This is a genomic window from Bacillus infantis NRRL B-14911, from assembly GCF_000473245.1.
GTDB lineage: Bacteria > Bacillota > Bacilli > Bacillales > Cytobacillaceae > Bacillus_AB > Bacillus_AB infantis.
In genome coordinates, this window is record NC_022524.1 from 1,172,111 (window position 1) to 1,198,263 (window position 26,153).

The window sequence follows — 26,153 nt, forward strand, 5'->3', positions numbered from 1 at the left end:
GGAAAAGAATCTGTCTGCAGATAGGGCTGATAAAGATGTTTATTACCTCAAGGGAGAAAAGCATCATAGAACTGATCATAAAGACGGCCGGCAAGCATACGGCCCTGACCCTTGCTTCTTACTTAAACGTGAGTGCCAGGACTGTCCACCGGGACCTTGCATCTGTTGCAAAGGTTCTTCGGCAATTCGGGCTTGAGCTTGGGCGGACGCCTGATGAAGGCCTCGTGATTTCCGGGCGGAATGAGGATGTTTTCCGGCTTGTTCAGACAATGGCGGAAACCATTCCGACAGACCAGACTCCCCAGGAAAGGAAGCTGCTGATTCTGTTGGAGCTCCTTAAGGGGGAACCCTTTAAACTTCAGCCGGCAGCAAAGGAAGTCGGCATCAGTGTGACGACCTATACTGCATACCTCGATGAATTGGCTGGCTGGCTTGAAAGCTACCGGCTCTCTGTCAGAAGGAAAAGAGGGGTAGGGGTAGAGCTGTCCGGCAAAGAATCTGATATAAGGAAGGCGCTGGCCGACTATTATTTAATCTATTTTAATGAAGAGCTCATAGAAAGCCTGTTCCTCCTTGATGCAGGAAGCTGGAACAAGCCCAGGGTGCTCTACTATTTCCGGTCAAAGTTCCTTTACGCAGCCGACCGCCTTGCCGGCAGAAGAATCAATAAGGGGCAGTCAAGATTGGCTGACAGCGACTATATCGGCATCCTGGTCCATTTATGCATCTCGCTACAAAGAACAGAAGGCGGCTTTTGCATTGAGGATGACCTCATCGAACCTCCGGACATCAAGGAAGAGGCAAATCTGATTGCCAGCCTGGGCAATGAGCTCGCGGATGAATTTTCCGTCAGCCTTGCTGAACAGGATATTCGTTTTCTTGCTATCGTACTGAAAGGATCCAAATTGCAGGCACCTGATTCCGTCCACTATGACAGTGTGATGATCGGGCAGTCTGTCAAAAATATCATCCAGCATGTGTCTGCCCAGCTGAATGCAGATTTAACAGGAGACTTCTCCCTATTTCAGGGCCTGCTCGCCCATATGGAAACATCTATATTCAGGATCAGGCAGAATATGGGGATGCATAATCCACTGACAGAAGACATCAAGAAGAAATATCCAGCCCTTTTTCTCGCCGTTAAAAACAGCCTTGAACAGGAGTTCCGTGATATATCTTTTCCCGATGATGAGGCAGCATTCATTGCCCTCCACTTCGGATCTGTCCTGCTGCTCAGGGAAGAACAGCTTTCAGTCCATGCACTCATCATCTGCCCGACAGGGATTGGAACCTCCAAAATGCTGGCCAGCAGGATCAAAAAAGAATTGCCGGAAATCCGGTCCGTCGAAATTTCCTCTATCAAGGAAATACAGCAAACAGATCTGAACAGCTACGATATCATTTTTTCAACAGTCAGATTGCCTTACACAGATTTGGAGTACATCCTCGTCAATCCGCTTCTGGAAGAGGAGGATATACTGGCAGCAAAGGGCTTTCTGCAAAAACACATAGGTGAGCTGGCAGCCAGCCGCACCTTTTCGCCCGAAAGCAGTTATCCCAAGCAAAAAGAACGGAGCATCGGTCTAGGGCAAATGCTGTCTGACCTTGGTGATGTTCAAAACAGTATCAAAGAAATCCTCCGCAATTTCAGGTTTTACTTTTTTCCTGAAGCAGCTGACCATGAGGAAGTGGTTTCCCAAATGGTACATAGTGCAAAAGAACAGGGAAGCCTTTCCGAAAGCAGTAAGGTCATCACCCGTTTAAGGGAACGGGAGAAATTGGGCGGGCTGGGCATACCGAAAACAGGGCTGGCTCTTTTCCATTGCCGCCATGAAGCAGTAAAAGAGCTGATTTTCCAAGTGTCACGGCTCGGCCGCGCAGTCCAGCTGAAAGGGATGGATGGCAGGATGATGGAGGCGGATAATCTGCTCCTTATGCTTGCGCCTGAAAGCTTAAGCCCAAGACAGCAGGAAATCGTCAGCCTGATCAGCACCAGCCTGATTGAAAATGATGAAGCGATGCTGATATTTTCTTCAGGCAGTGAGGAAGCTATAAAGAAGAGACTGGAAGAAATTTTTCTCGACTATATCCAAAACCAATTGATAAAGGGATGATAACTATGAAAAAAGCAGTACATTTTGGTGCAGGGAATATCGGCCGCGGCTTTATTGGCGCGCTGTTCTCTAAATCAGGGTATCATGTAACTTTTGTTGATATTGCAGAAGAAATCATCAATCTATTGAATGAACAAGGCGAATATAAAGTCAATCTGGCTGCCGAGAACGGTTCATCAGAGAAGATCAGCTCTGTTTCAGGACTTAATAATATGACACAGGAAAGCCAGGTCATTGAAGCCATCGGTGAGGCTGAGTATCTTACAACAGCGATCGGTCCGAATATCCTGCCGCGCATTGCCCCGCTCATTGCCAAGGGCATTGCTGAAAGAGTTAAAAAAACTGATGACAAGCTGTATATCATTGCCTGTGAAAACCAGATTTCAGCTACCGACCTCTTGAAAGGCTATATTCTTGAAAACCTTGATGAGGAAACGGCAGGAAAGCTGGAAGGCCGGGTATTCTTCTTTAATTCAGCTGTAGACCGGATTGTTCCGATCCAGAATAACCAAGGGTCCCTTGATGTGCTGGTTGAGCCTTACTATGAGTGGGTTGTCGAAGCACCAACAGATATACCTGCTGTAGAAGGAATGAAAATCGTTCCTGATCTTGCTCCTTTTATTGAAAGAAAATTATTTACCGTCAATACGGGCCATGCTGTCATCGCCTATCTAGGGTACCTTGCAGGCAAGGAAACCATTGATGAAGCCCTGAAGGATGAAGCTGTCTACAAACAGGCTGAAGCGACGCTGAAGGAAACTGGCGCATATCTTGTAAAGGAATATGGGCTTGATGCTGAAGAGCATGCACAGTATATCAAGAAAATTATCGGCCGTTTCCAGAACGGTTTCCTGAACGACGGTGTAACAAGGGTAGGACGTTCACCGATAAGGAAGCTCGGGCCGAATGACAGGCTTGTCCGTCCTGCAGAACAGGCAATGAAGGCAGGTTTGCCGTTCGAAAATCTTGCCAAGGCCATTGCTGCGGCACTGCATTTCGACTTCCAGGGAGATGAGGAAGCCGTTAAAATCCAGGAGATGCTGAAAGAGCACGGGCCATTATATGTGCTCAAGGAAGTCAGCGGCCTGGAGGAAGACAATCTTATTGCAAAAGAAGCTGCCCGCCAGTATGAGCAGATGAAAAAATAATAGTGCTAGAACACTCATGCGCCGTTCCTTGAAGGAACGGCGTTTTTATTTGGCTTAGGGCTCCTCCGCCTCGAGGAGGAGCAAGAAACCATCAGAAGGCGCTTATCCCTTTCCTGAAAACGCATTATGATTAAAGCAATTAACCGGAATCGAGGGAGCTTAAATGAAAAAATTCAAAGAAATCTTCCAGAATAAGAATTATGCCAGATTATTTTTTGCCAACTTTACCTCACAAATGGGAAGCACAATAGGCTTGACTGCTTTCATGTTCTACTTGCTGGATCGTTTTTCAGACCAGCCGGTATATGCCTCGATTACAGAGCTCATGTACAGCCTCCCGACGCTCGCGGTATTTTTCCTTGTCGGGGTTTTTGCAGACAGGATGGACCGGCAGAAGATTGCCTATTATTGTGACTGGATCACTGCTGCACTGTCAGTGGCATTGATCGGGACAATCCTGATAGGCTGGATGCCTTTGATTTTCTTTGTACTGTTCCTCAGGAGCGCTGTGCAGAAGTTCTTTTTCCCTGCCGAGCATGCGATGGTCCAGGGGATATTGAAAGAAGATGACTATACGGCTGCAGCCGGCTTGAACCAGCTGATCATGAGTCTTTTCATGCTGTTCGGGAACGGCCTTGGCATTTTGGCCTACTGGACAGTGGGCGTTTACGGCGCCATCCTGGTAGATGCTGTCACATTCGGGCTCAGTGCCCTTTTGATCAGATCATGCCGCATTGCAGAAGAGGTCCGCCTTCCTAATGGAAAGCACACATTGAAGGACCTCAACCTTAAGCTTGTATTCAGGGATTTCAAAGTGGGGATGCAGTATATTTTGAACAATAAGCTGCTGTCGGCCCTGCTAGCTGGTTTCATCGTTTTCGGTGTTGTGAACGGCGGCTTCAGCGTTATGCCGGTTTTTATGCTGAAATACAGGCTTGCGCCAGAAACATATGAAGAATTATCGGTTGTCATCGGGATGGTTTTCGGAGCAGGCATTCTGCTCGGCAGCTTCATCGCCACCTTGCTTTCCCAGAAAATAAAGCTTTATCAGATGATCATTGCCGGAATCACCATCACAGGGGGCTTTGTGATTGCCGCTTCCTTTGCAGAATCTATTATCCTGTTTATGGTATTGATTTTCCTGACATCCCTCGGCCTGCCTCTTGTAAATATCGCAATCGGCGGATGGATGCCCAGCATCATCGACCCCAAAATGATGGGAAGGGTCCAGGGATGGATCAGCCCGCTGATGATGCTTTCACAGTCAGTCACCCTCGGTTTCATCGCCTACAGCTTCCCGGCGATCCTGAAAGTAGAAATGCTTTATTGGCTTGTAGGAGGATGCCTGATACTGGTCGGCCTGTTTTACACAGCTGTCCTGCCTAAATACAGCCGGACCGAAGAAGAATTGGAAAAGGCGGCAGCTGAAACGGCAATTTAAATAGGCTCTTTTCGTAAAGATTGCTGCTCTTAATTATAACAAGAATAATTTCCATTTTATGGTGTTGGATAAAGAGGAGCTTAATCCTTATTCGGGTGACCAGCAAGCCTTAAAATAAGCGGAGATTCTGCGGTTAGGCTCCTGAAAATAGCAGGGGTGGGTACAAATAAGCGGAGAATTTCCGGTTAAGAGTAGCGAAGTTGCCCATTTTCCTGTTTTTTGAGTTGATAGACGGAATTTCTCCGTCTATTTGAGCTAATTTTAGTGTTTTTTCGAAATTAGGGGGAATTCCTACGCTTATTTTTCAGCCTGTCACGGCTTCCGTCATTCAGGTCCGGGAAGTTCCGCTTTTTATGGCTTGGCGGGAAATTACTCTTAATAAGGATAGCAAAATAGCAAAAGTCAACGGGAAAAGAGCCTTTAATTAAGAAGCGGACACTGCCCAGAGTTCTCTTCTTTTATGATTCTGCCGCCAATTAACAAGGGGTTTGGAAGGATTATAAGCTCTTCATCTAGAAGCATAAGAAATGGGATTCTTTTGCATATGATCGATGCTGCAAAACACTATTTAAAGAAAGGGAGAGTATAATGAATTATTCACCAATCAATTTTCAAGAGAAGTTTTCAAAATTTGCGGATCATTGGTCCCCTAAAGTTATTGCTGAAATGAATGATTATCAATTTAAGCTTGTTAAAGTCCAAGGGGACTTTGTATGGCATAAGCATAATGACACGGACGAAGTTTTTATCGTTCTGGAAGGCAGGCTGACCATTGAGTTCCGTGATGGAAAAGTGGAGCTGGGAGAAGGGGAGCTGTTTGTCACCCCTAAAAATACTGAACATAAGCCTTTTGCCGGGAACGAATGCAAAATCATGCTTGTAGAGCCGAAGGGCGTTATAAATACCGGGCAGGAAAGAACAGAGCAGACAGCGGAGAATGATGTTTGGATATAAGTTAACAAAAACCCGCCTGCTAATATAGAAGTTTCCCGGCTATGAAGATAGATAATAAAAACCAGACCAATGGGGGCTTGGATGGATAATGTATAAAACTGGTGTCATTGCCGGTATCATGACATTCCTTTTCTATATAGTATTTTTGCTTCTATACCTTTTAGAAGTCATCAATGAATATGCCTTTGTCTTTATGCTGTTTCTCCTGCTGGTGATTCTGCTGAATTTATGGTTTGTTTTCCGCCAAAAACGTAAAAACAGAATACAAATCACAGTTTCAGCCTTTCTCCTCTTCCTCCTGTTCTGCTATGAACTGCCGCTGCTGCTGGTAGCGCTGAGCTCTCCCCCTTCGCATGTCGCTTATGCCTACCAGGAACCGAATGAGGCCTTAAAGGGATCGGGTATTTTTTCGGTAGGCGTAGCTGAATTTACGCTGAAAAACCAGAACAGTGAACAAGATGCCAAAAAGATTTTGGCAGCGCAGGGAGTTGACGTACTGTCCGTTGCTGAAGTGGATCATAAAGTTAGATATGACAGCAAAAACCGGCAGCTGTTAAAATGGCTTCATCTGCAGAAAGAACCTTTGCTGCAAATGGAAGAGAACGCAGCAGAATACCTGGGAAAAGAAGACGATTGGCTCAGGAGATTTATACAGCAGCCAGACATTGCCGGTAATAGTGCCGGACTCAGCCTGGCGCTTTCAGGGCTCATTAAAGAAGGACTCCTTGAAAACAGGCTGCCTGTTGCAGTTACGGGCGCGATTAATGAGCATGGAGAAGTATCTTATGTAGGATTGATAAAGGAAAAAATCCTGATTGCTGAAAGATCTGGATTCTTATACCTGATCATTCCGAGTGAAAATGCGGAAGAAGCTGCAGCTATACAAAAAGAAAGCAGCAGAAAAATAGAAATTATTGATGTTTCACATGTGGATGAAGCTGTTGAAGCTATTGGGAGATTGAATGATGGAGGATAGCATCAGGAATTTTCATAAAGAAAGAGAGGACGAGATACATGGACAGCATTATTTTTGATTTAGATGGGACCATCTGGGATTCAATTGATACAGTTCTGGTTGCCTGGAACAGTGTCATTAAAGAAGAGGACCGCAAGGAAGGTAAATTGACACGGAAAGATTTTGAAGGAACAATGGGTCTGCAGATGGATGAAATAAGCCGCAGGCTTTTTCCTGATCTAACAGAAGAACAGCGGCAGCAGCTGGTGGAGGAATGCAGGAAGGCTGAAGCACACTTCCTGGGAATCCATGGTGGAGAACTTTATGAAAATGCTGAAAAAGTCCTGGAGGAACTTTCGCAAAAATATAAGCTCTTCATTGTCAGCAACTGCCAGGAGGGCTACATAGAGGTTTTCTATAAATATCATAAGCTTGAAAAATATTTTCTTGATTTCGAAAATCCCGGCCGGACCGGCCTTTCAAAGGGTGAGAATATCAAATTGATCATAGAAAGAAATCATCTTTCCAGCCCGGTATATGTAGGTGACACAGAAGGCGACAGAAAAGCCGCCAGATTCGCAGGAATCCCTTTCGTTTATGCTCAATACGGCTTCGGGGAAGTGAGTGAATATGATAAGGAGATTAAAAAATTTGAAGATCTCTTAAAGGTTTTCGGCTGAAATGATCACCTATTTGGGAACACCGCTAATGGAGACCGAAAGACTGAAGCTCAGGAGGCTGAAACGTTCGGACAGCCAAGCCATCTTCGACCGATGGCTTTCAGATGAGCGCGTAGCAGAAAACAGGGTGAGTGCGGCACACAGGACGGTTTCTGAAACCAATGCGAGAGTGGCGGATATAGCAGCCAGATATGAAAGGAAAGACTTTTGCTGGTGGGGAATCGAATTGAAAGCCACGGGGGAATTAGTCGGAGAAATTGACTTGTATGATTGGGATCTGACCACCGGAAACAGCAGCGTCAGCTATTCCCTGGGCTATGCCTGGTGGAATAAAGGATATGCTACAGAAGCATTAAAGGCGGTCATGGAGTTTGGGTTCTCTGAAATGAATCTTCATAAAATTTCTGCCGCTCATAATACGGATAATCCTGCTTCCGGGAAAGTGATGAAGAAAGCGGGAATGAAGCAAGAAGGAATTGTCAGGCATATGATACGTAATGCCAAAGGACAGTATAAGGATTGCGTTCTTTACGGCATCCTGCAGGAAGATTTTCTAAAAATGAATTTTCAGAAGGATTGATTGCTTTTCAAGCCTCTCCCTCAGATTGATTGCTGAGACAGAACCTTTTTTTTGCCGAAAAAATTTTTATAACCTAAGTTTTAAACGATCATAAGGAGGCATCGTCCATTGTGAATTTCCCTTTTTATCATTAAATTCTAAGATAAAGAGGGGCAGGTTATATGAAAAGCAAATCTTTCCGGTCTCTTTGGATTGGGCAGTCACTCGCCAATTTAGGAGATGTGTTTTATATAGTGGGTTTGATATCCATTTTATATTCTGTTACCGGGTCTCCGGTGTACCTGGCACTGCTGCCGTTTTTGAATATGGCAGGCCGGGCTGTTAGCGGAGCAATTTCGCCATTAATGCTCAATAAATACAAACTTAAATCCATGCTTGTCAGCTCCCAGGTGAGCAAGACGCTGGCGCTTTTTATTCTTTCTGGCTGGCTTTGGCTGCAAAGCTCTCCGGAGATACTGTTCGTATTAGTATTGATATTTGTTATTGCTTTTTTCGACGGCTGGGCACTCCCGGCTTCAGACGCCATGCTGCCAAGGCTGGTGGAGAAAGAAGAACTGATGAAAGCCAACAGCTTTTTAGCTTTATTAAATGAATCTATCCAATTAGGCGGCTGGGCACTTGGCGGCATTTTGACTGCAGCGGCAGGAGGGCAGAATGTCATCTGGCTTACGCTGGCTTTCTATGCCGTGTCTTCCCTGATGATGCAGTTAATCAATGATAAGACTCCATTCCAGTCCAATACTGAAAAGCAAAGTACGGTGAACGTTCTGCTGGAAGGCTGGATCTCTATTTGGACGCAGCCTGTTTTGCGCAGCTTTCATGTGGTGATTCTAATAGAAGCCATTGCTAACGTAGTCTGGATAGCTGCCATTCTTTATGTATTTGTTGCGGAAGTTTTAAAGGCAGGGGAAGCCTGGTGGGGTTATATCAACACTTCTTTTTTCATGGGCTTAATATTGGGCGGGGTCATATGCAAGAAGTTCTCTTCTATTTTTGAAAAAAATATGAAACTCACCTTGATATCCGCCTCTTTCGGAGTGGCCATAGTGACATTGCTGTTTGGCGCCAATTCACTGGCCTGGGCTGCATTACTATTAGTATTTCTCAGCGGGCTTATCCATCAGATCAAAGGCATCATTCTGTACACCTATATACAAAAAGAGGTCGCGGCAGAAGAGCTGCCAAAGGTGTTCAGTGCCCAGCATACGCTGGTCTCCATGGCGTTTGCCCTTTCAACAGTATTGTTTGGGGCGATGGCGGAGAACAACAGTGCGGAGATTACTTTCGTAATTGCGGGAATACTGCTGCTGTTTAACGGAATCTACCTGCTGGCGGTCAGAAAGAGATTCTCCTGAGATTATTTAAAAGATGAATAACTGAAGGCTGCATTTTTGCAAATGCAGCCTTCAGTTTGTGCAGCCGGCACTATCTAAAATTTTTTCGAAAAAAAATGAACGATTTTCGTGGCCCAGCCGTCATATGAATGAAAAGAAAATGAACAGCAGCGGAATAGAGCAGGATAAGAGGTAACCTATCATAAAAGGGCATTGGAAGGAAAGATGTCAAAAATGGAAGACAAAGAGCTCGTCAAGGCAGCCAAAAAAGGTGACAAAAGGGCACTGGCCATGCTTTTTAAGCAAAATTACCCTTTTCTGGTCAAGTATTTGGTCAAGGCAGCCATGGATAAGGATCTGGCAGAGGAGCTTGCCCAGGAAACCATGGCAAAATCCCTCGAAAAAATCAATTTGTATAATGGCCAATCGAAGTTCTCTTCCTGGCTCATTTCCATTGCGACCAATTTATATATAGACCATCTGCGCAGGAAGAAAAGGGAGAAACACTGGCAAGGGCAGGAGCAGTCATGGAGGAAGCTGAAATGGCAGATGGAGAGCCGGAATGAAGAGTGGAATGATGCTCTTGCCGCTCTTGGCAAATTGAAAGATGATATACGTGTAGCAATCGTTTTAAAGCATTATTACGGCTATTCCTACGACGAAATAGGAAACATGATGAAAATATCCCCCGGAACAGCCAAATCAAGAATCCATAATGGACTTGCAGCTGTCAGAAAGGAGCTGGGCCTGCATGAAAAAGGAACAGAAAATCATACCGCTGGAAAGTAAATACGAAAATAAACAGGATAGATTGGCAGCTGATGAAATCGAAAAAGGGCTTGAGATCCTTGACCAGTCATTTTCTATTCATACTCCGGAGCTTGAATGGTTCGAGGAGATGGTTGCAGAAAAGCAGGAGCAGCTGCGGAAAAGCTGGATAAGGGATATTGGCCTGTTCTTTGTGATGGCAGCGGTGATATTAACGGTCCTGCTTACTACCCTGCACCAGCTTCCAGCTGTCTTCATAGCCATCCAGGCAGCAGCCGGGATATTCATTACAGGGGCAGGCACCTACTATTTTGTCAGGCAAAGGGTGAATGAAGCATGAATGAGGAAATTTCCCTGCCGCTCCTGCTGCTTGTTGCCGTTATACTAATCAGCCAAAGTGTTTTTCTCTTTCTTCATGCGAGAAAAAGGGGGCATCATTATTGGCTGTGGGGTCTGATCGGCCTTATCCAGGCGCCGATGCCCCTCTTGGTTTATTTTATTTTTGTCGAGAAGAGCTGGAGGAAAAACAAGGGAGATAAAGAATGGAGAAATTAAAGCAGCTTCTCTTATTTACGGCTCTCGGCGGGCAGCTCCTTGGGCTCGCGATGATTTTCATCAATTTAAAGGCGGCTGTCATATTTTATGCCTCCTATGCCATATTAATCATTGCTTTGCTTATCATGGTGGGCTGGGAAAGGAATAAAGAAAAAAAGGAGGAAAATGAGCATGATTATCGTCACTACTGAATTTGTTCCAGGTATGGAAGTGAAAGAATTGAAAGGATTCGTCAGGGGAAGCACAGTCCAGTCCAAGCATATCGGAAAGGATATTCTGGCAGGGTTCAAAACCATTGTCGGAGGAGAAATCAAAGAGTATACAGAAATGATGGATGAAGCAAGGCAGCTGGCAATCGGGAGGATGGTGGAAGATGCCAGGAAAAAAGGGGCGAATGCTGTGATCTGCATGCGCCTGGAGTCTTCTGCTGTTATGCAGAATGCTTCAGAAATCATTGCCTATGGAACAGCTGTTGTGGCAGAGTAATAAAGTTCAGAAAAATAACAAAAATGCCAATTGACTTTTAATAAGACAGATGATAATCTTACAAAGTGGAAAAATTTGAAAAGGGGGCGCATGATCATGATTGTACGAAATGATGCTATTTTAATAACTGAATATATGCCGGCCTGTCCTTTCCCTAACTTTTCCCAGTAATCATTCATTTTATTATTGATTCAGCACAGGCAGCTTTTTGCGCAGCCTGTGCTTTTGTCTTTTTTCGGGACATATCGCCATGACGCGGTATGTCTTTTTTTGTTTTTGTCTTTATATGATGGGAATACCAGGCATCAGCCTGTTTTCTATATAACTTTTAAAAAGGAGGAAGTTGGTTATGCTGTTTTATCAACAAGAAAGGATTGCTATTTCGCCTGGAGATCTCGAGGGAGGCTAGCAGAGCGGCTGTTAATAGAAAGGGGAGGAATGAATGTTTTCGATTTTGAAGAAATTGAGCTGGTTTTTTAAGGAACAATGGAAAAGATATACGGTTGCCATTATCCTGCTTGCGATTGTGGGGGTTCTGGATGTGATGCCGCCAAGGCTCGTCGGGCAGGCAATCGATGACATCCATCTGGGATCGCTCGACAGCGGCAAGATCCTTCAGTATTTGCTGCTGCTCGGGGTGATTACAGTAGTGTCTTATGGGATCACGTATGTGTGGATGTATCAGCTTTTCGGAGGGGCTTTTCTTGTTGAGAGAAAGCTGAGGAGCAGATTTATGAACCATCTGCTGAAGATGACCCCGTCATTTTTTGAGAAGAACAGGACCGGGGACCTGATGGCGCGGGCGACAAATGATTTAAAGGCTATATCTGTAACGGCCGGATTCGGGATTCTCACGCTTGTTGACAGCAGCATCTTCATGCTGACGATCCTCTTGACTATGGGATTCCTGGTCAGCTGGAAGCTGACAATCGCAGCAGTCCTGCCGCTGCCGCTTATGGCTTTATTAATGAAAATATACGGAAAAAGAATCCATGTCCGTTTCATGGAGGCCCAGGATGCTTTCGGGAACCTGAATGACAAAGTCCTTGAATCAGTATCCGGTGTCCGGGTCATCCGCGCATATGTGCAGGAGCGTGCAGATGAAGACCGGTTCCACGATATGACAGAGGATGTCTATGAAAAAAATATCAAGGTCGCCAGGATTGATTCCCTTTTTGATCCAACGATTAAAATCATCGTCGGCCTCAGTTATCTGATCGGGCTTGGCTATGGAGCCAACCTGGTCTTCAATCAGGCGATCACACTAGGAGATCTTGTCGCTTTCAATGTGTATCTTGGAATGCTGATCTGGCCAATGTTTGCAATCGGCGAGCTGATCAATATCATGCAAAGGGGCAATGCCTCCCTTGACCGGGTCCAGGAAACGCTCTCCTACGAGGAGGATGTAAAGGATCCCGGCAAGCCTGCCGATGCCGAGAGACCGGAGAATATTGTTTTCGATGATGTTACTTTCAGGTATCCGTCGAGCAGCACTGATAATCTGAAGAGCATCAAGGTTAGGCTGGATAGGGGCCAGACTTTAGGGATAGTCGGCAAAACGGGCAGCGGAAAGACGACCTTCATCAAGCAGCTGCTCAGGGAATATCCCGCCGGAACAGGAACCCTGGCCGTTGCTGGAATCCCGATCAGGGAACAGTCACTGCAAAATACAAGGAGCTGGATTGGCTATGTGCCTCAGGATCATGTTCTTTTTTCCCGTTCGGTTAGGGAGAATATCCTGTTCGGAAACGAAAAGGCAGATGAAAGTGATCTGCAGAAGGCCATTGACCTGTCAGCCTTCCGCAAGGATCTTGAAATGCTTCCTGAAGGTCTGGAGACCCTTGTTGGTGAAAAGGGGGTTGCCCTATCAGGAGGACAGAAGCAGAGGATCTCGATTGCCAGGGCGCTGATCAAGGATCCTGAAATACTGATACTGGATGACTCACTTTCGGCTGTTGACGCGAAAACAGAGAAAAAGATTATCGGCAATATCCGCTCAGAAAGGGAAGGAAAAACCACCATCATTACCACACACCGCATGACGGCGGTCCAGCATGCGGACCATATTATAGTCCTGGACAATGGCGTGATAGCCGAGGAAGGGACACATCGAGAGCTGATGAAAGGGTCAGGCTGGTATAAAGAGCAGTATATCAGACAGCAGGCCCAGGCAGCTGCAGAAGAGGAGGTGCTGTCATGAAAACAGGAAAACGCCTTTTTTCATATGCGCTTATTTATAAAAAGATCATTCTGGCCGCGCTTGCCATGCTTACTGTCGCCGTTGCCGCAGACCTTGCGGGTCCGTTCATTGCCAAGAGGCTGATTGACCAGCATATACTCGGGATTGAATCCGTCTGGTATCAGACAGGAGAAAACGATGATTCTGTTTCATATAAAGGCCATTATTATACAAGAGAGCAGTATATGGATGAAGGCTCTCCCATGATCGGTCAGGCCCGCATCCTCCAGGCTGGAAAAGATTTTATCTTTGTGGAGGGCGACATACAATTTGATGGAGAACGAAGCTTTCAGGATGGTCTGCTGACCATCTCAAAAGGAGAAGAAAAAGAGGTGTATGAAGGTTCGAGGCTCCAGGGGGAAGAGCTGATGGGTTTTTATAAACCTGAAATCCCGCGCATCATCAGGCTTCTCTCCTTTTACTTCGGATTGATTGTCATTGCTGCCATTTTCCAGTATGGACAAAGATACTATCTGCAAAAGTCTGCTAACCGGATCATCCAGAAAATGCGGAAGGATGTTTTCGGGCAGATTCAGAAACTGCCTGTCCAATATTTTGACAATCTCCCGGCAGGAAAGGTAGTTGCCAGGATTACGAATGATACGGAAGCGATCCGCGAGCTTTACGTGACCGTGCTTTCAACCTTCTTTACAAGCTTCATCTATATTGCCGGCATCTACACCGCGCTCTTTATATTAAATGCCAAGCTGGCAGCAATCTGCCTGATTCTTCTGCCGATCCTGTACATTTGGATGATTGTCTATAGAAAGTACGCATCCAAATATAATAAGGTCATCAGGACCAGAGTGAGCGATATCAATGGAATGGTTAACGAGTCAATACAGGGGATGAACATCATCCAGGCCTTCGGGCGCGAGGGAGACACAAGGAAAGATTTCGAAAAGCTGAACACAGAGCATTTTACCTATCAGAACAAACTGCTCAACTTAAACTCATTAACCTCCCATAATCTAGTCGGTGTACTCCGAAATATCGTCTTCGTTGCGTTTATCTGGTATTTCGGGGGTGAGTCCCTTAATGCATCTGCAGTCATTTCACTTGGAATGCTCTATGCCTTTGTTGACTATATCAACCGTCTGTTCCAGCCTGTGCAGGGAATTGTCAACCAGCTTGCCAATCTGGAGCAGGCACTGGTGGCAGGTGAGCGGGTATTTGAACTCCTCGATGAGGAAGGAATCGAAGTGGATGACAGCAAGGTTCCGCGCTATAAAGGAAATGTAGAATTTAATGGGGTCCATTTTGGCTATAAGGAAAGCGAATATGTCCTCAAGGACATTACCTTCAAAGCTTCCCACGGTGAAACCGTTGCTCTTGTCGGGCATACCGGCTCAGGCAAAAGCTCCATCATGAATCTGCTGTTCCGTTTCTACGATTGCCAGAAAGGGAGCATCACTATTGATGGAAAGGACATCACCGGCATGTCGCGGCAGAATCTCAGGAAGCATATGGGGATTGTCCTCCAGGATCCTTTCCTGTTCACCGGGACGATAGCAGAGAATGTGAGCCTCAATGACCCGGCTGTCACAAGGGAGAATGTCGAAAAAGCCTTAAGGGATGTAGGTGCTGACAAAGTACTGGAAAATCTCGAAAAAGGATTTGATGAACCGGTCATTGAAAAAGGAAGCACTCTCTCAAGCGGGCAGAGGCAGCTCATTTCATTCGCAAGGGCGCTGGCTTTTGATCCGGCCATCCTGATTCTTGACGAAGCAACATCAAGCATCGATACCGAAACAGAGACAGTGATCCAGAATGCGATGGAGGTGCTGAAAGAGGGCAGGACGACCTTTATTATTGCCCACCGCCTTTCCACCATCCGCAATGCTGACCAAATTCTTGTCCTCGACCGGGGACGAATCGCCGAAAAAGGCAACCATGAGGAGCTTATGAAGCTGAAGGGGAAATATTATCAGATGTACCAGCTTCAGCAGGGATCCATGGCCGGCTGACAGAAAAGCACCCTTAATTGGGTGCTTTTCTGGTTGGCCAGGCCTGGGCAGAGTTACCCTGAAGCCATTCCAGCCCGCGTTCACCGATTATTCACCTTTATGCCACAAAATCGTGCAGGCAGCTTTTAAGCAGCATGGCAGAAATATGATAATTTTTAAGTAGGGGATATATCTGGCCATCCGGCAGGAATGGAGGGGAAATCATGGAGGTTTTCGCGGTTACTCTCAGCATAGCAAGCATCATGGTCATCGGCTATTTTATCGGCTGTGCGCTTGTCCACAATTGAGATACGGTTAAAGCCGGTCCTCAAACAGGCCGGCTTTATGCTTTCCGGAATTCAAATTACTGGAACTGCCAAAATTTTAACATTAAAATGAAGAAATAAGGGAAAAGGCTATAAGGATGAATACAGGAGGGATAAAGTATGTCAGATTTCAGGATTGAAAAAGATACCCTTGGCGAGGTAAGAGTGCCGAGTGATAAGTATTGGGGCGCACAGACGCAGAGGAGCAAGGACAATTTCAAAATCGGCACCGAAAAAATGCCTCTTGAGATGATCTATGCCTTTGCCCATTTAAAGCAGGCGGCAGCCAAAGCGAATCATAAGCTTGGAAAACTTTCAGATGATAAGAAGGAAGCAATTGCGGCTGCGTGCACGGAAATATTGGATGGGAAGCTGGATGGGCACTTCCCTCTGGCTGTCTGGCAGACGGGGAGCGGCACCCAGTCCAATATGAATGTGAATGAAGTCGTTGCAAGAAGAGCGAATGAGATGCTCTCGGAAAAAGGCTCAGAGGAAAAGGTGCATCCAAATGATGATGTAAATATGTCCCAAAGCTCAAATGATACATTTCCGACGGCCATGCATATCGCAGCTGTCATCGAGCTGACAGAAAGGCTGCTTCCTTCACTGAACGAGCTGAAGAAGACAATTAAAATCAAGGAAGAATCCTTCAAGGGGATCGTCAAAATCGGCAGAACACATCTCCAGGACGCCACGCCATTGACACTGGGCCAGGAAATCAGCGGCTGGAGGGCCATGCTTGAGAAAAATGAAAAAATGCTGATAGATGCTATCAAATATCTGGATGATCTGGCGATCGGCGGAACAGCGGTTGGCACAGGCATCAATGCCCATCCGGACTTTGGGCCGATTACGGCAGAGTGGATATCCGAACAGACTGGCCATCCTTTCCGTTCGGCGGATAATAAATTCCACGCCCTGACAAGCCATGACGAGATCGTCCATGTGCATGGCAGTCTCAAAGCGCTCGCTGCCGATCTGATGAAGATCGCCAATGATGTACGCTGGCTTTCCAGCGGGCCGCGCAGCGGGATCGGCGAGCTTTCCATTCCTGCTAATGAACCGGGAAGCTCCATCATGCCAGGCAAAGTGAACCCGACGCAAAGTGAAGCCTTGACCATGGTCGTGACACAGGTATTCGGCAATGATGCAGCAATCGGGTTTGCTGCAAGCCAGGGGAATTTCGAGTTGAATGTCTTCAAGCCGGTCATTATTTACAACTTCCTGCAAAGCATCAGGCTTCTTGCAGACAGCATGCAGTCTTTCAATGAAAAATGCCTTGTTGGCCTTGAAGCGAATGAGGAAGTCATCAAAGGGCATGTAGATAGATCACTTATGCTTGTCACTGCCTTGAATCCTCATATCGGCTATGAAAAGGCCGCAGAGATTGCGAAGCTTGCCTTTAATGAAAATTCCACGCTGAAAGAGGCGGCGCTGAAAACCGGCCATGTAACAGAGGAAGAATATGATCAGTGGGTTGACCCGGATAAAATGATTTAATAGCAGCACAAGAGAAAGGACACCATAAGTTTGGTGTCCTTTCAGCCATTATCTATTCAATTGTTTTAGCTTAGATTAAAATTGAGATCCGCCAAGCTGCTGTTCAGCCATTTGAACAAGACGCTTAGTGATTTCTCCACCAACAGATCCGTTAGCGCGGGCAGTTGTTTCTGCACCAAGGTTTACTCCGAATTCGTTAGCGATTTCGTATTTCATTTGGTCTAGAGCTTGTGATACGCCTGGTACTAAAAGCTGGTTTGAAGAATTGTTGTTTGCCATGATGAGCACTCTCCTTCGAATAATTTTTTGGTTGGACTATTTTGGACTTGAACCAAACGGAGCACCATGCATAGTCCGCAGTGGGAAGGGAAGCTGTGCCTGCCGGCTGTTTGCTGTTTGTACTCTCTATTATGGTTGATTCCTGCCTGTTTATTCGGCAGGAAATGATGCAATTATTTCCTTTTTTGAATGGTTTCTTATGACTCTGAAAAGGCTATTCTACATACATAGCGGAAAAGGATGCAGACTAATGATATTAGACTGATGGAATAGGAAGGAGGAGCAGCCATGTCAGTATGCCCGGCATGCAACGGGCTTGAAAATATCAGCAAAAGCTGCCCGAAATGCGGTAACGGAATGGAAGACAGCGGGAAAATCATGGATTTTTATGATGATTACAGCGCCTATATGCCAGCTGACCAGTTGAAACTCGAGGATGGGTATCCTGATGATTATAAAAATAAAGAATGCCCCCATCTGCTTTCATGTCCGCACTGCGGAGACGATGAGGTGGCATTTGTGAAAGAAAAAGAAAACTCCGTCTGATTAGACGGAGTTTTTTTCTATTATTCATTCTTTGAGCGGATGCGGTCTTCTGTTTCAGCATCGAAGAAGTGGGCTTTATTCATGTCGAACGCCAGGTCCACCTGCTGTCCAGGCATGATGTCTGTCCGTGAATCAACACGGGCGACAAAGTCCTGGCCATTGATGCTGGAGTAAATCATGGTTTCTGCACCAGTAAGCTCGGATACATCGATTTTGGCAGAGATTTTGGATCCCTGGGAAGCATCGATGAATACAGGCTCATCGTGGATATCCTCAGGACGGATTCCGAAAATGATGTCTTTGCCGACATATCCCTGGTCGCGGAGAACTTTCATTTTTCCTTCTGGAACGGCTACAGATGTATCACCGAGGACCAGCTTTCCATCCTGGAGCTTGCCGTTGAAGAAGTTCATGGCAGGAGATCCGATGAATCCGCCGACAAATACATTTTCAGGTTTTTCGTAAACTTCTTTTGGAGCTCCAACCTGCTGGATGACTCCGTCTTTCATGACCACAAGGCGTGTAGCCATTGTCATGGCTTCTGTCTGGTCATGTGTTACATAAATCGTTGTCGTCTGCAGGCGCTGGTGAAGCTTGGCAATTTCCGCACGCATCTGAACGCGGAGCTTGGCATCCAGGTTGGAAAGCGGCTCATCCATCAGGAAGACTTTGGCATCGCGGACGATGGCGCGGCCAAGTGCAACACGCTGGCGCTGACCGCCGGACAATGCTTTTGGCTTACGGTCCAGATAAGGCTCAAGTCCAAGGATCTTGGCAGCTTCGTTTACACGGCGGGCAATTTCATCTTTTGGAAATTTGCGGAGCTTCAGTCCAAAAGCCATATTATCATAAACCGTCATATGCGGGTAAAGGGCATAGTTCTGGAAAACCATCGCGATATCGCGGTCTTTTGGAGGCACATCATTGACGCGTTTGCCGTCAATTGAGAAATCCCCCTGTGAAATTTCTTCAAGTCCTGCAATCATTCGCAGTGTTGTCGATTTACCGCAGCCTGAAGGGCCGACAAAAACGATGAATTCCTTGTCCTGGATATGAAGATTGAAGTTATCCACTGCTGTCACTTTGTTATCATAAATTTTATATATATTATCCAGTTTTAATTCTGCCATCCTAATTCCTCCCCGGTTGTTTTCCTTCTGCTTCTAATAATAAAGGAAATTTCAGAAATCAGCATTAGGAGGTGTGCACAAAAGATGGGCAGGCTTTTTAGTCACATTGTACAGTCCGGTCTTAATGCTGCTGATCCTTTAACAGACAGGCAAGGTAAACGGTTACAGCATTATTGAAATCCTTCAGGTTTACTCCTGTTTTTTCCGAGAATTTATCCAATCTGTATTGCAGGGTATTTCTGTGGATGTACAGTTTTTTTGCCGACAGGGTTGCGTTGGATCCGTTCTCAAGAAAAGCTTTGATTGTGGCCAGCAGTTCCGAATCCTCTGCAGCCGGTCCAAGAAGCTGGGTGTCAAGGCTCTCGCGGAGGCTTGGCTTCATTTCAGCAACCAGGCAGGACGGGAATGCCTTTTCAAAGGTTAGGACTCTTTCATGGGGCATCAGCCTGAGGGCTCTGCCGAAGAAATCCTTCTCCTCTTCAAAGCCGCCCCGCAGTTGATCGCCTGCGGGAAAAAACTTGCCCAGGTATACATACATTTTTACGTAAAAATCGGTTTCGAACGCCTGGATGATGGATCGGAATTCATCTTCGCCAACATCGTTACCTTCCGGAATAACAAGATAGCAGCGGGTTTTCTTTTCCCACAGGAGAATAATATCCTCTGACAAAAAGGCCCGCAGCGCCGTTTCGGCATCTTCCTGCTCAAACTCGCTGCCGCTCAATTCGATTTGGGCGATTCTGCAGCGCGCCGGTTCAGCCACGGGCAGGGGGCCGCTGCGGAACAGCCAGTCATGCCATCCTTTTGAGTGCTGATCCAGCCTGCCGGGAAGGCGTGCAGAATGAAAAAGAGTGCGGAGGAGCCTTAATTCTTCTTCGGAAATATCTTTTGCAGGCACTCCGAACCATTGAGTTTCATCATTGTCTGTGAACCAATAAAAATCATGAAAAAAGAAAAAGTCTGGTTCTTCCTGCTGAAGCCTGGAATTCCGGTATAAAGCATGCAATTTAGTAAACATAGATCATTCTCCATACTTTCTTTTATTCGTCAAAAGAGATAATATTTTATTCAAACCTTTATTTTGGTGGCTGTGTTAAAGATTTCTGCTGATATCCAGCTGTCTTAATTATAGCAGGAATAAGGCATCAGCAGCCATCAGTCTGCCGCTGCATATGGTAATATAGCATTAATCAGTTTGTCCGCAATTAAGGGGTGAAAAATAGATGGAATATTCACAGGAAATGAAGAATCGCCTGAAGCGCCTGGAGGGACAGGTCCGCGGAGTCATCCGGATGATGGAGGAAGAGAAGCACTGCAAAGATGTGGTAACCCAGCTTTCTGCCGTAAGATCCGCCGTTGACCGGGCGATGGGGTATATTGTCGCCAAAAATCTAGAAAGCTGCATAAGAGAAGCCAATGAAGAGGGCAGAAATGCAGAAGAAGCCATCCAGGAAGCAGTCAATATGATTGTAAAAAGCAGATAATCAAAAAAACCGCAGACAAAAGGTCTGCGGTTTTTTTGCCTTATTTGGATGTGGTCCTTGCCGGCGGCTCCTCGCGTACCAGGGGACGTGCCTCTTCAATATTGGCGGAGCTTCTGCCTTCATGTACAGATCCCCCTGAGAGCCCTTCGCCTATCATGCGCTCAACATCCTGGTATGTATCCTCCCTGCATTCAAAAAGAGCATCAGGCGCAGATTTCTTTGATTCTGGATCATTTTTTTTCATGGTACAGACCTCCATGGCTAAGTATTATTACTTTTCCATCAAGAGAGCTGATTATGCACAGGATTCTTCCTCAGCGGCTGTCATACACATGAAAGAGCATCAATTCATGGATGCCCGATTTAAGGCGGTCCTCCTCGTCTGAAGGGGGAGCGGCGCCCGTCCATTCAATGCTGCCGTCGGGGTTGTAAATGCCGTTGTACTTTTTATTTTTAAAATAAAAGGAAATACGCCAGCCGGGCATCTGGTTGTTTTCATAAAGCGGCTGATATTGAAAATGTGTTAGCATATCATTCCTCCTCTTCCTCCATTGTAATCGTTTTCTGTCCGTACCCCAACGAAAAAGTAAAGGGCACCTGCCAGGATGCCCGTTTCAATAGACCGCCTTATCAAATAGTATGTCAGCAAGCCTTCTGATCCTTTCAGTTTCAATATTCTCTTCATCAAACTTCATCGGTTTGGAATTGATTTCATAAATAACATAGCGTCCATTGCCGTCATAGCCTGCGTCCATGGAGAATTCCCCGAACCATCCCATTTCGCGGGACAGGGATTTACCAGCCAATTGGACTGCCTTCTTAATGAATTCATCATGTGCTGGTGTGCGGTAATCATTATAAGGAATCAGCCTGCCGCCATTGGGGATATGAGTCGTTATATCTTCCACTGCAGCCTGCCGTATGCCTATGCCTGTCACCTCATACTTGCCTGCCTGGCCATGGGCGAGTATCCGGAAATCATTCCGCTGCCCGTCCGCTGTGGCAGCATAAACGGCCTCTTGTGCAATAAATGCCTGTTCCTCAAAGACAGATCTCCAATCTTCCCAAAAATGTCCGAAGTCAGAATGCCGGGTCTGTCCGTTCAAGTCCTTCGCCAGGACCATTCCGTCATGATCCATTCCGGCTCTTATAATCCCCTTTCCCTTAAAGCTGCTGTTTGGCTTAATATAAATATCATTATGCTTCATAAGGAATGACTCCAGCTCCCGGCCGCTGCCAATAAGGATGGTATCCGGCAAAAAGCCTGTTAATCCAGGTTCTTGTTTTAATTTTGAATAGCATTCGAATTTTTCTAGAAAACATGGATTAAAGAAAGGGATCTTCTTAGCCTGGAAAAAGGCAGCAGCTTTGCGGAAGCTCCCGGTCTGTTCACTCTTTCTGAAAGGGATGCGGTTGTAGATGATATCAGGAAGGGGGGCAGACACAAGGGACCATGCATCCTGGCCAGGCAGGTAGACGATTCCTTCGGCTCCATCACCTGATATATCTTCCGGTGCAAATACAACTGAGATGCCGCCGCGTGACAGCATCTCTCTTTGTATGTCCTTGAATAGCCGGCTGTTGCCTGCCAGTGTGCTTTCCGATTTTCTGCTGGCAAGGATCCCGGCAATGGGCCCGCCCGATTCCGGCCTCTTCAGCTGGAAGGCGGTTCTTTCTCCTCCTTCAGGGGAGCTTAGCCACCGTTTAAGTTCCTGGCTTAACGGGGCTGTCATTTAAAGATTTCCTCAGGGCGGGATATCGCCTGTTCTGTTAAAAACACGGCAAAATCAAGGGACATTTTTCTTGTTAAATAATCAAATTCCTTCAGCTCCGGATGCTTGAAGATACTCCTGCCCGGCTTGGAGTTGGCTTCAAACAGCCACACATTCCCTTTTCGGTCAATTCCGAGATCAAAGCCGATTTCGGCAATAATTCCTTCAAGCTGCGTCTCAAGCACCCTGCTGAGTCCCAGAGCAGCCTTTGACAGCTTTTCTGTAAACTCCTGCTCCATCATGCGGCTTGTGCAGACCTCAGAAAGGGTTTTAATTTCCCCGCCGTTTTTGACATGTGTCGTTACACTGCCAAGACCCGCCACTTTTGCGGCAATGGCTGTTACCTTCCACTCTCCGCTTTCATCTTTATTTGTATGGACACGGAAATCGATCGAGCGCTGCTCATGCCGAAGCAGATGGATGCCCTGCTGGACAATCATGCTGTTCAGATTGCTGCGCCGGAAAACATGGTGCATGAGCGATTCCAGGGTATGGAATTTTCTCAGCCTGTTTTCGTCTTCATTGTCCCGGTAACGGCAATAATAAAAGCCTTCCTCCCGGTCATAGATCACCTGGCGGATCCCGAGGCCAAGGCTTCCGTTTGCCGGTTTGATATAGACATGGCCATAGTCGCCCAGCATCCGTTCAATCACAGAAAAGGAAGAGAAGGCATGGGTTTCCGGCAGATAGGGAACTGCCGCTTCCTCCTGCTGAAGCCGCTCGAATACGTCAAGCTTATTGAAAAAGCCGGGGTTATACCAGGGGATCAGGTAGTCCTTTTGCAGCCGGTCTTTGATTCGCTTCAGTTCTGCCAGCCTTTCGGATTTCCTGTTGGGCAGCCGGTCATACACGACATTTGGGAAAGGAAGCTCAACAGTTGCCCATCCTTCTTTATGATAGATATGGCCTTTGATTGTGCCTGCATCCCAGTCGATATGCTGCTCGCCAAATAAGAACGGCAATGCGCCGACGGCTTTATTGACGGAAAGGAGCTTGGAAAAAAATATTGTCCTTTCTCCGATCGGCCTGAGCGGAAAGGGGGTGAACCCTGATGTGAATATGCCGACCAGCGGTCCGATGAAAAGTGTCTCTCCTTCTGAAAATAAATGCAGCGGGATGCCGAGATCGGGCAGCTTCAATTTGGCTGCGAGATCGCTGCTGATGCTTACAATATATTTATCGCCGGGAGTCGGGAGAAATTCCGCCTCCTCTGTGCAGGCGCCGAAGGCAATTTTTTCAAGGGACTGTTGTTCAATCACCTCACGCGGGCACCAGACTGTATTCTCTCTTCCTTCCTTGATTTCAATGGGATACTGTTTTCTCACTGTTTTTCCTCCTCTCAGCCTGCCCGGCAGATGTTAAAAGCTTTCCATATAAAAGCGGGGCTCTGTACAGGGCTTCTTTTTTATCTGGATCTGTTTCGAGGATGACCTTCCGGCCCGGCTTGGAATTGACATCGAGGATCCAGATGGCCCCATCCCTGGCGATTCCAATATCCAAACCAATTTCAAAAAGGGGAGGGAGAGCATCCTCAAGGATTTCAGGCAGCGCTTTGGATATCTCGCTCAATTCTGCGCGCAGAAAGCGGCTTGAACTGACGCTGCTTTTTTCCAGCCATGTCTCAAAAGAGGAGACTGCTGATCCTGCACTTAAATTGGAGATGATTCCATTTTCCCTCCCGACCCTTACACCCCTGCCCATTTCACGCCACTTTCCAGCTTCATTTTTCTGCAGAAGGATCCTGATATCAAACGGCTGATTGTCCTCGTTTGAGAGCGGCAGATAGGGCTGAAGCAGATAGCTGTTTCCGGACAGAAGCTGTCCAAGCCACACGGCAGCCTTCTTCTGATCAGCGAATAGGCGGGAAATCTGCTTTTCTGTTGTATCGGTTTTGACGAGAAGGCCATCCTTCTGCATCTCAAGATAATAAATGCCCGCTCCCTGCGAACCATTGGCAGGCTTTAAGATCATTGGGCTGACCAGGGATGATGGCTGAAGGACCTGGCCGGCGGACTGGGCATGTATGCTTTTGGGGATATATGGGGCCAGCGTCGACTGGGCAAGGATTTTGTACAGTTCCAATTTATTGGGCAGCCCGTGGCCAAGAAACAGGATATCACTGCGGTTTTTTAAGTAATGGACGATTGAACGGCATTGCCGGGAATGCGGATCATTTCCGTAAAAGCACCGGTCATACAGCACATCCGGCAGGGGAAAAGATGCTGTTTCCCAGTCTTCTTTATCAGGGTCGTATTTTTCGCCTGAAATGAGCTCTGTTCTCGGATCGATCGCTGAGGGGATAAAACGGAAGCATTCGATCCCGCAGCTCCGGGCCCTTTTGGCAATTTCGGTTGCATAAGCTTTTTCGCTTGTTGAGCGAAGGGACATGAATCCCAATGAGCGCATCTTTTTTCCTCCTCAGCTTTTGGCTGCCTGAAAGGACAGCCAAATAAAATATTCTATAAGTGCCTTGGCTGAAGGCCTGATTCTTTGGTCGGCTTCCTCGAAATTCTTGGAGGGCTTGGAATTGGCTTCAATGATCCAAAGCTTTCCTTGCCGGTCAATGCCAAGATCCATGCCAAGCTCCCCTACAATCCCTTCTGAAGCATTACTGATGATCCCTGCCGCTTCAACAGCTAATTCCTTCATTAATGCTGCCTGCTGAACGGCAGTGGCCTTGTCTGCTATAAGGGTAAGGGCTTTGACCGGTTTCATTGTTTCTCCGCCCCGGGCAATATTGCTGACGAATTGCTGCTCAGCGGAAATCCTTGCAACCGCAGAAGTGGCACGCCAGCTGTTCTGCGGGCCTTTATGGCATAAAACACGAAAATCCAGCTGCCTCCCATTCAGGCTCGCCAGCTGGATCGGTTCCTGGACCAGATACATCCTCGTCCTGAGCTGGGGTTCAAACCATTTGAAGAAAGCAGCACAGTCTGGAAAGGATTTTCCTGCATCTTTCGCGCCGGCAGAAGAGAACGATGCAGATAGCTTATTCTCAGCCAGGGAGAGCCGGACAATGTTCCTGCCCTGGCTCCCGTTCACCGGCTTGATAAAAACTTCATGATAGCGGCTGAGCATATTCTCCAGTGTCCGGGCGCCAAGCAGGCGGGTCTCGGGGAGGTATGGCTTCATATGCTCCTCCCCGGCGAGGATATCATAGACCAGATCTTTTGAAAGAAAGCAGTCATTGAACATCGGGATGCCCAGCTCCTGCAATTTATATTTAAAATTCCCGAAATACTTGCCGGACTCAAGCTTCCGGGAATGGATTCGATTATAAATCACTGTGGGGAAGGGGACCTGCTCCTTCACCCAGCGGCCATCCCGCCAGCAATAGCCGGAAAGGCCGCTTTCTCGAAAGTCTTTTATATGAAACACATAAAATATGCCGCCAAATTCCTCTATTCCAGCCTGCAGTTCTCCGCAAAAGGAATGGACAGACCGGAAGCTGACTTCTTCATGGTCTTCACTGGCCTCTGTCATCAGGCCGATGATGGGGCCGGCGACAAGCCGTCTGTCCCCTCCGGCATACTGGACAATCAGGCGGATGTCTTCTTCCGCAAGCTGAAAATAACTGAACAGCCCTGAATCCATATGAATCTCATCTTTTGGAATGGAAGCAGGCTCTATCGCAACCAGGCGTTCCTTTTTGCCTATTTTTAAAGTTAAATCCCGGTCCGCATCAAGGCTCCAGTAATGATAAAGGGAATGGCTGACTTTAATCACGTCTTTATCCTGAAACATTTTCCCAGGAACAAACGTAATAGTAAGAAAAGACAAAGACATGGAAATTCCCCATTTATAAAATTTTAAAAGCGCCGGCATCCAACATTCCCGCAGGCACCCCGCCCGCTTCGGATTTGTAAAAAACCGGGGAATTAGCCTATTATAAGGAGTAGGCCTGTTTTTGGATTTC

General features: G+C 46.7%; 27 protein-coding genes. 18 read left to right on the top strand and 9 right to left on the bottom strand.

Annotation, left to right across the window (positions count from 1 at the left end; genetic code table 11):
* Positions 1-35 precede the first annotated feature (35 nt).
* From N288_RS06115 to fumC, 16 genes are all read left to right on the top strand, one after another.
* Positions 36-2,114, top strand: a complete 2,079-nt coding sequence (locus N288_RS06115) for a BglG family transcription antiterminator (RefSeq protein WP_009795129.1) — start codon at positions 36-38, stop codon at positions 2,112-2,114.
* A 5-nt stretch (positions 2,115-2,119) separates the two neighbouring features.
* Positions 2,120-3,262: a mannitol-1-phosphate 5-dehydrogenase gene (locus N288_RS06120; protein WP_022543553.1), complete on the top strand. Its 1,143-nt coding sequence runs from the start codon at positions 2,120-2,122 to the stop codon at positions 3,260-3,262.
* Between the two features lie 163 nt (positions 3,263-3,425).
* Entirely contained in the window at positions 3,426-4,703 is a 1,278-nt protein-coding gene (locus tag N288_RS06125; RefSeq protein ID WP_009795131.1) for an MFS transporter, read from the top strand.
* A 588-nt stretch (positions 4,704-5,291) separates the two neighbouring features.
* Complete coding sequence (locus N288_RS06130) at positions 5,292-5,657, top strand: cupin domain-containing protein (RefSeq protein WP_009795132.1); 366 nt, start codon at positions 5,292-5,294, stop codon at positions 5,655-5,657.
* An 88-nt stretch (positions 5,658-5,745) separates the two neighbouring features.
* Positions 5,746-6,633 carry a S16 family serine protease gene (locus N288_RS06135; RefSeq protein WP_009795133.1) on the top strand — a complete coding sequence of 296 codons (888 nt, stop codon included), beginning with the start codon at positions 5,746-5,748 and terminating at the stop codon, positions 6,631-6,633.
* A gap of 38 nt (positions 6,634-6,671) precedes the next feature.
* On the top strand, positions 6,672-7,292 hold the full coding sequence (locus tag N288_RS06140) for an HAD family hydrolase (RefSeq protein ID WP_009795134.1): 621 nt from the start codon (positions 6,672-6,674) through the stop codon (positions 7,290-7,292).
* Positions 7,293-7,320: 28 nt separating this feature from the next.
* Positions 7,321-7,872, top strand: a complete 552-nt coding sequence (locus N288_RS06145; RefSeq protein ID WP_022543554.1) for a GNAT family N-acetyltransferase — start codon at positions 7,321-7,323, stop codon at positions 7,870-7,872.
* 161 nt (positions 7,873-8,033) lie between these two features.
* Positions 8,034-9,227: an MFS transporter gene (locus N288_RS06150; RefSeq protein ID WP_009795136.1), complete on the top strand. Its 1,194-nt coding sequence runs from the start codon at positions 8,034-8,036 to the stop codon at positions 9,225-9,227.
* A 213-nt stretch (positions 9,228-9,440) separates the two neighbouring features.
* Positions 9,441-9,995, top strand: a complete 555-nt coding sequence (sigY, locus tag N288_RS06155) for an RNA polymerase sigma factor SigY (protein ID WP_035403192.1) — start codon at positions 9,441-9,443, stop codon at positions 9,993-9,995.
* Positions 9,958-10,314, top strand: coding sequence for a YxlC family protein (locus N288_RS06160; protein ID WP_009795138.1), 357 nt, complete (start codon positions 9,958-9,960; stop codon positions 10,312-10,314). The genes sigY and N288_RS06160 overlap by 38 nt, the downstream gene beginning before the upstream one ends.
* Positions 10,311-10,529, top strand: a complete 219-nt coding sequence (locus tag N288_RS06165; RefSeq protein ID WP_009795139.1) for a hypothetical protein — start codon at positions 10,311-10,313, stop codon at positions 10,527-10,529. Before N288_RS06160 ends, N288_RS06165 begins: the two co-directional genes overlap by 4 nt.
* Positions 10,517-10,720, top strand: coding sequence for a hypothetical protein (locus N288_RS06170; protein ID WP_009795140.1), 204 nt, complete (start codon positions 10,517-10,519; stop codon positions 10,718-10,720). The genes N288_RS06165 and N288_RS06170 overlap by 13 nt, the downstream gene beginning before the upstream one ends.
* Entirely contained in the window at positions 10,701-11,015 is a 315-nt protein-coding gene (locus tag N288_RS06175; protein WP_009795141.1) for a YbjQ family protein, read from the top strand. Before N288_RS06170 ends, N288_RS06175 begins: the two co-directional genes overlap by 20 nt.
* Positions 11,016-11,457: 442 nt before the next feature.
* Positions 11,458-13,215: an ABC transporter ATP-binding protein gene (locus N288_RS06180; RefSeq protein ID WP_022543556.1), complete on the top strand. Its 1,758-nt coding sequence runs from the start codon at positions 11,458-11,460 to the stop codon at positions 13,213-13,215.
* Positions 13,212-15,221, top strand: a complete 2,010-nt coding sequence (locus N288_RS06185) for an ABC transporter ATP-binding protein (RefSeq protein WP_009795144.1) — start codon at positions 13,212-13,214, stop codon at positions 15,219-15,221. The genes N288_RS06180 and N288_RS06185 overlap by 4 nt, the downstream gene beginning before the upstream one ends.
* Before the next feature lie 425 nt (positions 15,222-15,646).
* Complete coding sequence (fumC, locus tag N288_RS06190) at positions 15,647-17,026, top strand: class II fumarate hydratase (RefSeq protein ID WP_009795147.1); 1,380 nt, start codon at positions 15,647-15,649, stop codon at positions 17,024-17,026.
* Between the two features lie 75 nt (positions 17,027-17,101).
* On the opposite strand, the gene N288_RS06195 is transcribed toward fumC, so the two are convergent.
* Positions 17,102-17,305, bottom strand: coding sequence for an alpha/beta-type small acid-soluble spore protein (locus N288_RS06195; protein ID WP_009795148.1), 204 nt, complete (start codon positions 17,303-17,305; stop codon positions 17,102-17,104).
* Positions 17,306-17,593: 288 nt separating this feature from the next.
* On the opposite strand from N288_RS06195, the gene N288_RS06200 reads away from it, so the two are divergent.
* A complete protein-coding gene (locus N288_RS06200; RefSeq protein ID WP_009795149.1) occupies positions 17,594-17,851 on the top strand; it encodes a hypothetical protein in 258 nt (85 codons plus the stop codon).
* A 20-nt stretch (positions 17,852-17,871) separates the two neighbouring features.
* Here the strand turns inward: N288_RS06200 and N288_RS06205 are convergent, their stop codons facing one another.
* Positions 17,872-18,981, bottom strand: a complete 1,110-nt coding sequence (locus tag N288_RS06205; RefSeq protein WP_009795150.1) for an ABC transporter ATP-binding protein — start codon at positions 18,979-18,981, stop codon at positions 17,872-17,874.
* 121 nt (positions 18,982-19,102) lie between these two features.
* Positions 19,103-19,999: a PucR family transcriptional regulator gene (locus N288_RS06210; protein ID WP_009795151.1), complete on the bottom strand. Its 897-nt coding sequence runs from the start codon at positions 19,997-19,999 to the stop codon at positions 19,103-19,105.
* A 205-nt stretch (positions 20,000-20,204) separates the two neighbouring features.
* Here N288_RS06210 and N288_RS06215 point away from each other — a divergent pair, with 205 nt between their 5' ends.
* Positions 20,205-20,465 carry a metal-sensitive transcriptional regulator gene (locus N288_RS06215; RefSeq protein WP_009795152.1) on the top strand — a complete coding sequence of 87 codons (261 nt, stop codon included), beginning with the start codon at positions 20,205-20,207 and terminating at the stop codon, positions 20,463-20,465.
* Positions 20,466-20,505: 40 nt separating this feature from the next.
* On the opposite strand, the gene N288_RS06220 is transcribed toward N288_RS06215, so the two are convergent.
* The 6 genes from N288_RS06220 to N288_RS06245 form a co-directional block, all read right to left on the bottom strand.
* Entirely contained in the window at positions 20,506-20,709 is a 204-nt protein-coding gene (locus N288_RS06220; RefSeq protein WP_009795153.1) for a hypothetical protein, read from the bottom strand.
* Positions 20,710-20,779: 70 nt separating this feature from the next.
* Complete coding sequence (locus N288_RS06225; protein WP_009795154.1) at positions 20,780-20,995, bottom strand: YheE family protein; 216 nt, start codon at positions 20,993-20,995, stop codon at positions 20,780-20,782.
* Positions 20,996-21,079: 84 nt separating this feature from the next.
* On the bottom strand, positions 21,080-22,198 hold the full coding sequence (locus N288_RS06230) for a YheC/YheD family protein (RefSeq protein WP_009795155.1): 1,119 nt from the start codon (positions 22,196-22,198) through the stop codon (positions 21,080-21,082).
* On the bottom strand, positions 22,195-23,562 hold the full coding sequence (locus tag N288_RS06235) for a YheC/YheD family endospore coat-associated protein (protein WP_009795156.1): 1,368 nt from the start codon (positions 23,560-23,562) through the stop codon (positions 22,195-22,197). The genes N288_RS06230 and N288_RS06235 overlap by 4 nt, the downstream gene beginning before the upstream one ends.
* Positions 23,540-24,643 carry a YheC/YheD family endospore coat-associated protein gene (locus N288_RS06240; RefSeq protein WP_022543557.1) on the bottom strand — a complete coding sequence of 368 codons (1,104 nt, stop codon included), beginning with the start codon at positions 24,641-24,643 and terminating at the stop codon, positions 23,540-23,542. The genes N288_RS06235 and N288_RS06240 overlap by 23 nt, the downstream gene beginning before the upstream one ends.
* A 12-nt stretch (positions 24,644-24,655) precedes the next feature.
* A complete protein-coding gene (locus tag N288_RS06245) occupies positions 24,656-26,023 on the bottom strand; it encodes a YheC/YheD family endospore coat-associated protein (protein ID WP_157638555.1) in 1,368 nt (455 codons plus the stop codon).
* Positions 26,024-26,153: the final 130 nt, after the last annotated feature.

What these genes read in the sequence shown, in the direction of transcription:
- N288_RS06115 (WP_009795129.1), top strand. Translation starts at nt 36, where the DNA reads ATGTTTATTACCTCAAGGGAGAAAAGCATCATAGAACTGATCATAAAG.
- N288_RS06120 (WP_022543553.1), top strand. Translation starts at nt 2,120, where the DNA reads ATGAAAAAAGCAGTACATTTTGGTGCAGGGAATATCGGCCGCGGCTTT.
- N288_RS06125 (WP_009795131.1), top strand. Translation starts at nt 3,426, where the DNA reads ATGAAAAAATTCAAAGAAATCTTCCAGAATAAGAATTATGCCAGATTA.
- N288_RS06130 (WP_009795132.1), top strand. Translation starts at nt 5,292, where the DNA reads ATGAATTATTCACCAATCAATTTTCAAGAGAAGTTTTCAAAATTTGCG.
- N288_RS06135 (WP_009795133.1), top strand. Translation starts at nt 5,746, where the DNA reads ATGTATAAAACTGGTGTCATTGCCGGTATCATGACATTCCTTTTCTAT.
- N288_RS06140 (WP_009795134.1), top strand. Translation starts at nt 6,672, where the DNA reads ATGGACAGCATTATTTTTGATTTAGATGGGACCATCTGGGATTCAATT.
- N288_RS06145 (WP_022543554.1), top strand. Translation starts at nt 7,321, where the DNA reads ATGGAGACCGAAAGACTGAAGCTCAGGAGGCTGAAACGTTCGGACAGC.
- N288_RS06150 (WP_009795136.1), top strand. Translation starts at nt 8,034, where the DNA reads ATGAAAAGCAAATCTTTCCGGTCTCTTTGGATTGGGCAGTCACTCGCC.
- sigY (WP_035403192.1), top strand. Translation starts at nt 9,441, where the DNA reads ATGGAAGACAAAGAGCTCGTCAAGGCAGCCAAAAAAGGTGACAAAAGG.
- N288_RS06160 (WP_009795138.1), top strand. Translation starts at nt 9,958, where the DNA reads ATGAAAAAGGAACAGAAAATCATACCGCTGGAAAGTAAATACGAAAAT.
- N288_RS06165 (WP_009795139.1), top strand. Translation starts at nt 10,311, where the DNA reads ATGAATGAGGAAATTTCCCTGCCGCTCCTGCTGCTTGTTGCCGTTATA.
- N288_RS06170 (WP_009795140.1), top strand. Translation starts at nt 10,517, where the DNA reads ATGGAGAAATTAAAGCAGCTTCTCTTATTTACGGCTCTCGGCGGGCAG.
- N288_RS06175 (WP_009795141.1), top strand. Translation starts at nt 10,701, where the DNA reads ATGATTATCGTCACTACTGAATTTGTTCCAGGTATGGAAGTGAAAGAA.
- N288_RS06180 (WP_022543556.1), top strand. Translation starts at nt 11,458, where the DNA reads ATGTTTTCGATTTTGAAGAAATTGAGCTGGTTTTTTAAGGAACAATGG.
- N288_RS06185 (WP_009795144.1), top strand. Translation starts at nt 13,212, where the DNA reads ATGAAAACAGGAAAACGCCTTTTTTCATATGCGCTTATTTATAAAAAG.
- fumC (WP_009795147.1), top strand. Translation starts at nt 15,647, where the DNA reads ATGTCAGATTTCAGGATTGAAAAAGATACCCTTGGCGAGGTAAGAGTG.
- N288_RS06195 (WP_009795148.1), bottom strand. Translation starts at nt 17,305, where the DNA reads ATGGCAAACAACAATTCTTCAAACCAGCTTTTAGTACCAGGCGTATCA.
- N288_RS06200 (WP_009795149.1), top strand. Translation starts at nt 17,594, where the DNA reads ATGTCAGTATGCCCGGCATGCAACGGGCTTGAAAATATCAGCAAAAGC.
- N288_RS06205 (WP_009795150.1), bottom strand. Translation starts at nt 18,981, where the DNA reads ATGGCAGAATTAAAACTGGATAATATATATAAAATTTATGATAACAAA.
- N288_RS06210 (WP_009795151.1), bottom strand. Translation starts at nt 19,999, where the DNA reads ATGTTTACTAAATTGCATGCTTTATACCGGAATTCCAGGCTTCAGCAG.
- N288_RS06215 (WP_009795152.1), top strand. Translation starts at nt 20,205, where the DNA reads ATGGAATATTCACAGGAAATGAAGAATCGCCTGAAGCGCCTGGAGGGA.
- N288_RS06220 (WP_009795153.1), bottom strand. Translation starts at nt 20,709, where the DNA reads ATGAAAAAAAATGATCCAGAATCAAAGAAATCTGCGCCTGATGCTCTT.
- N288_RS06225 (WP_009795154.1), bottom strand. Translation starts at nt 20,995, where the DNA reads ATGCTAACACATTTTCAATATCAGCCGCTTTATGAAAACAACCAGATG.
- N288_RS06230 (WP_009795155.1), bottom strand. Translation starts at nt 22,198, where the DNA reads ATGACAGCCCCGTTAAGCCAGGAACTTAAACGGTGGCTAAGCTCCCCT.
- N288_RS06240 (WP_022543557.1), bottom strand. Translation starts at nt 24,643, where the DNA reads ATGCGCTCATTGGGATTCATGTCCCTTCGCTCAACAAGCGAAAAAGCT.
- N288_RS06245 (WP_157638555.1), bottom strand. Translation starts at nt 26,023, where the DNA reads ATGTCTTTGTCTTTTCTTACTATTACGTTTGTTCCTGGGAAAATGTTT.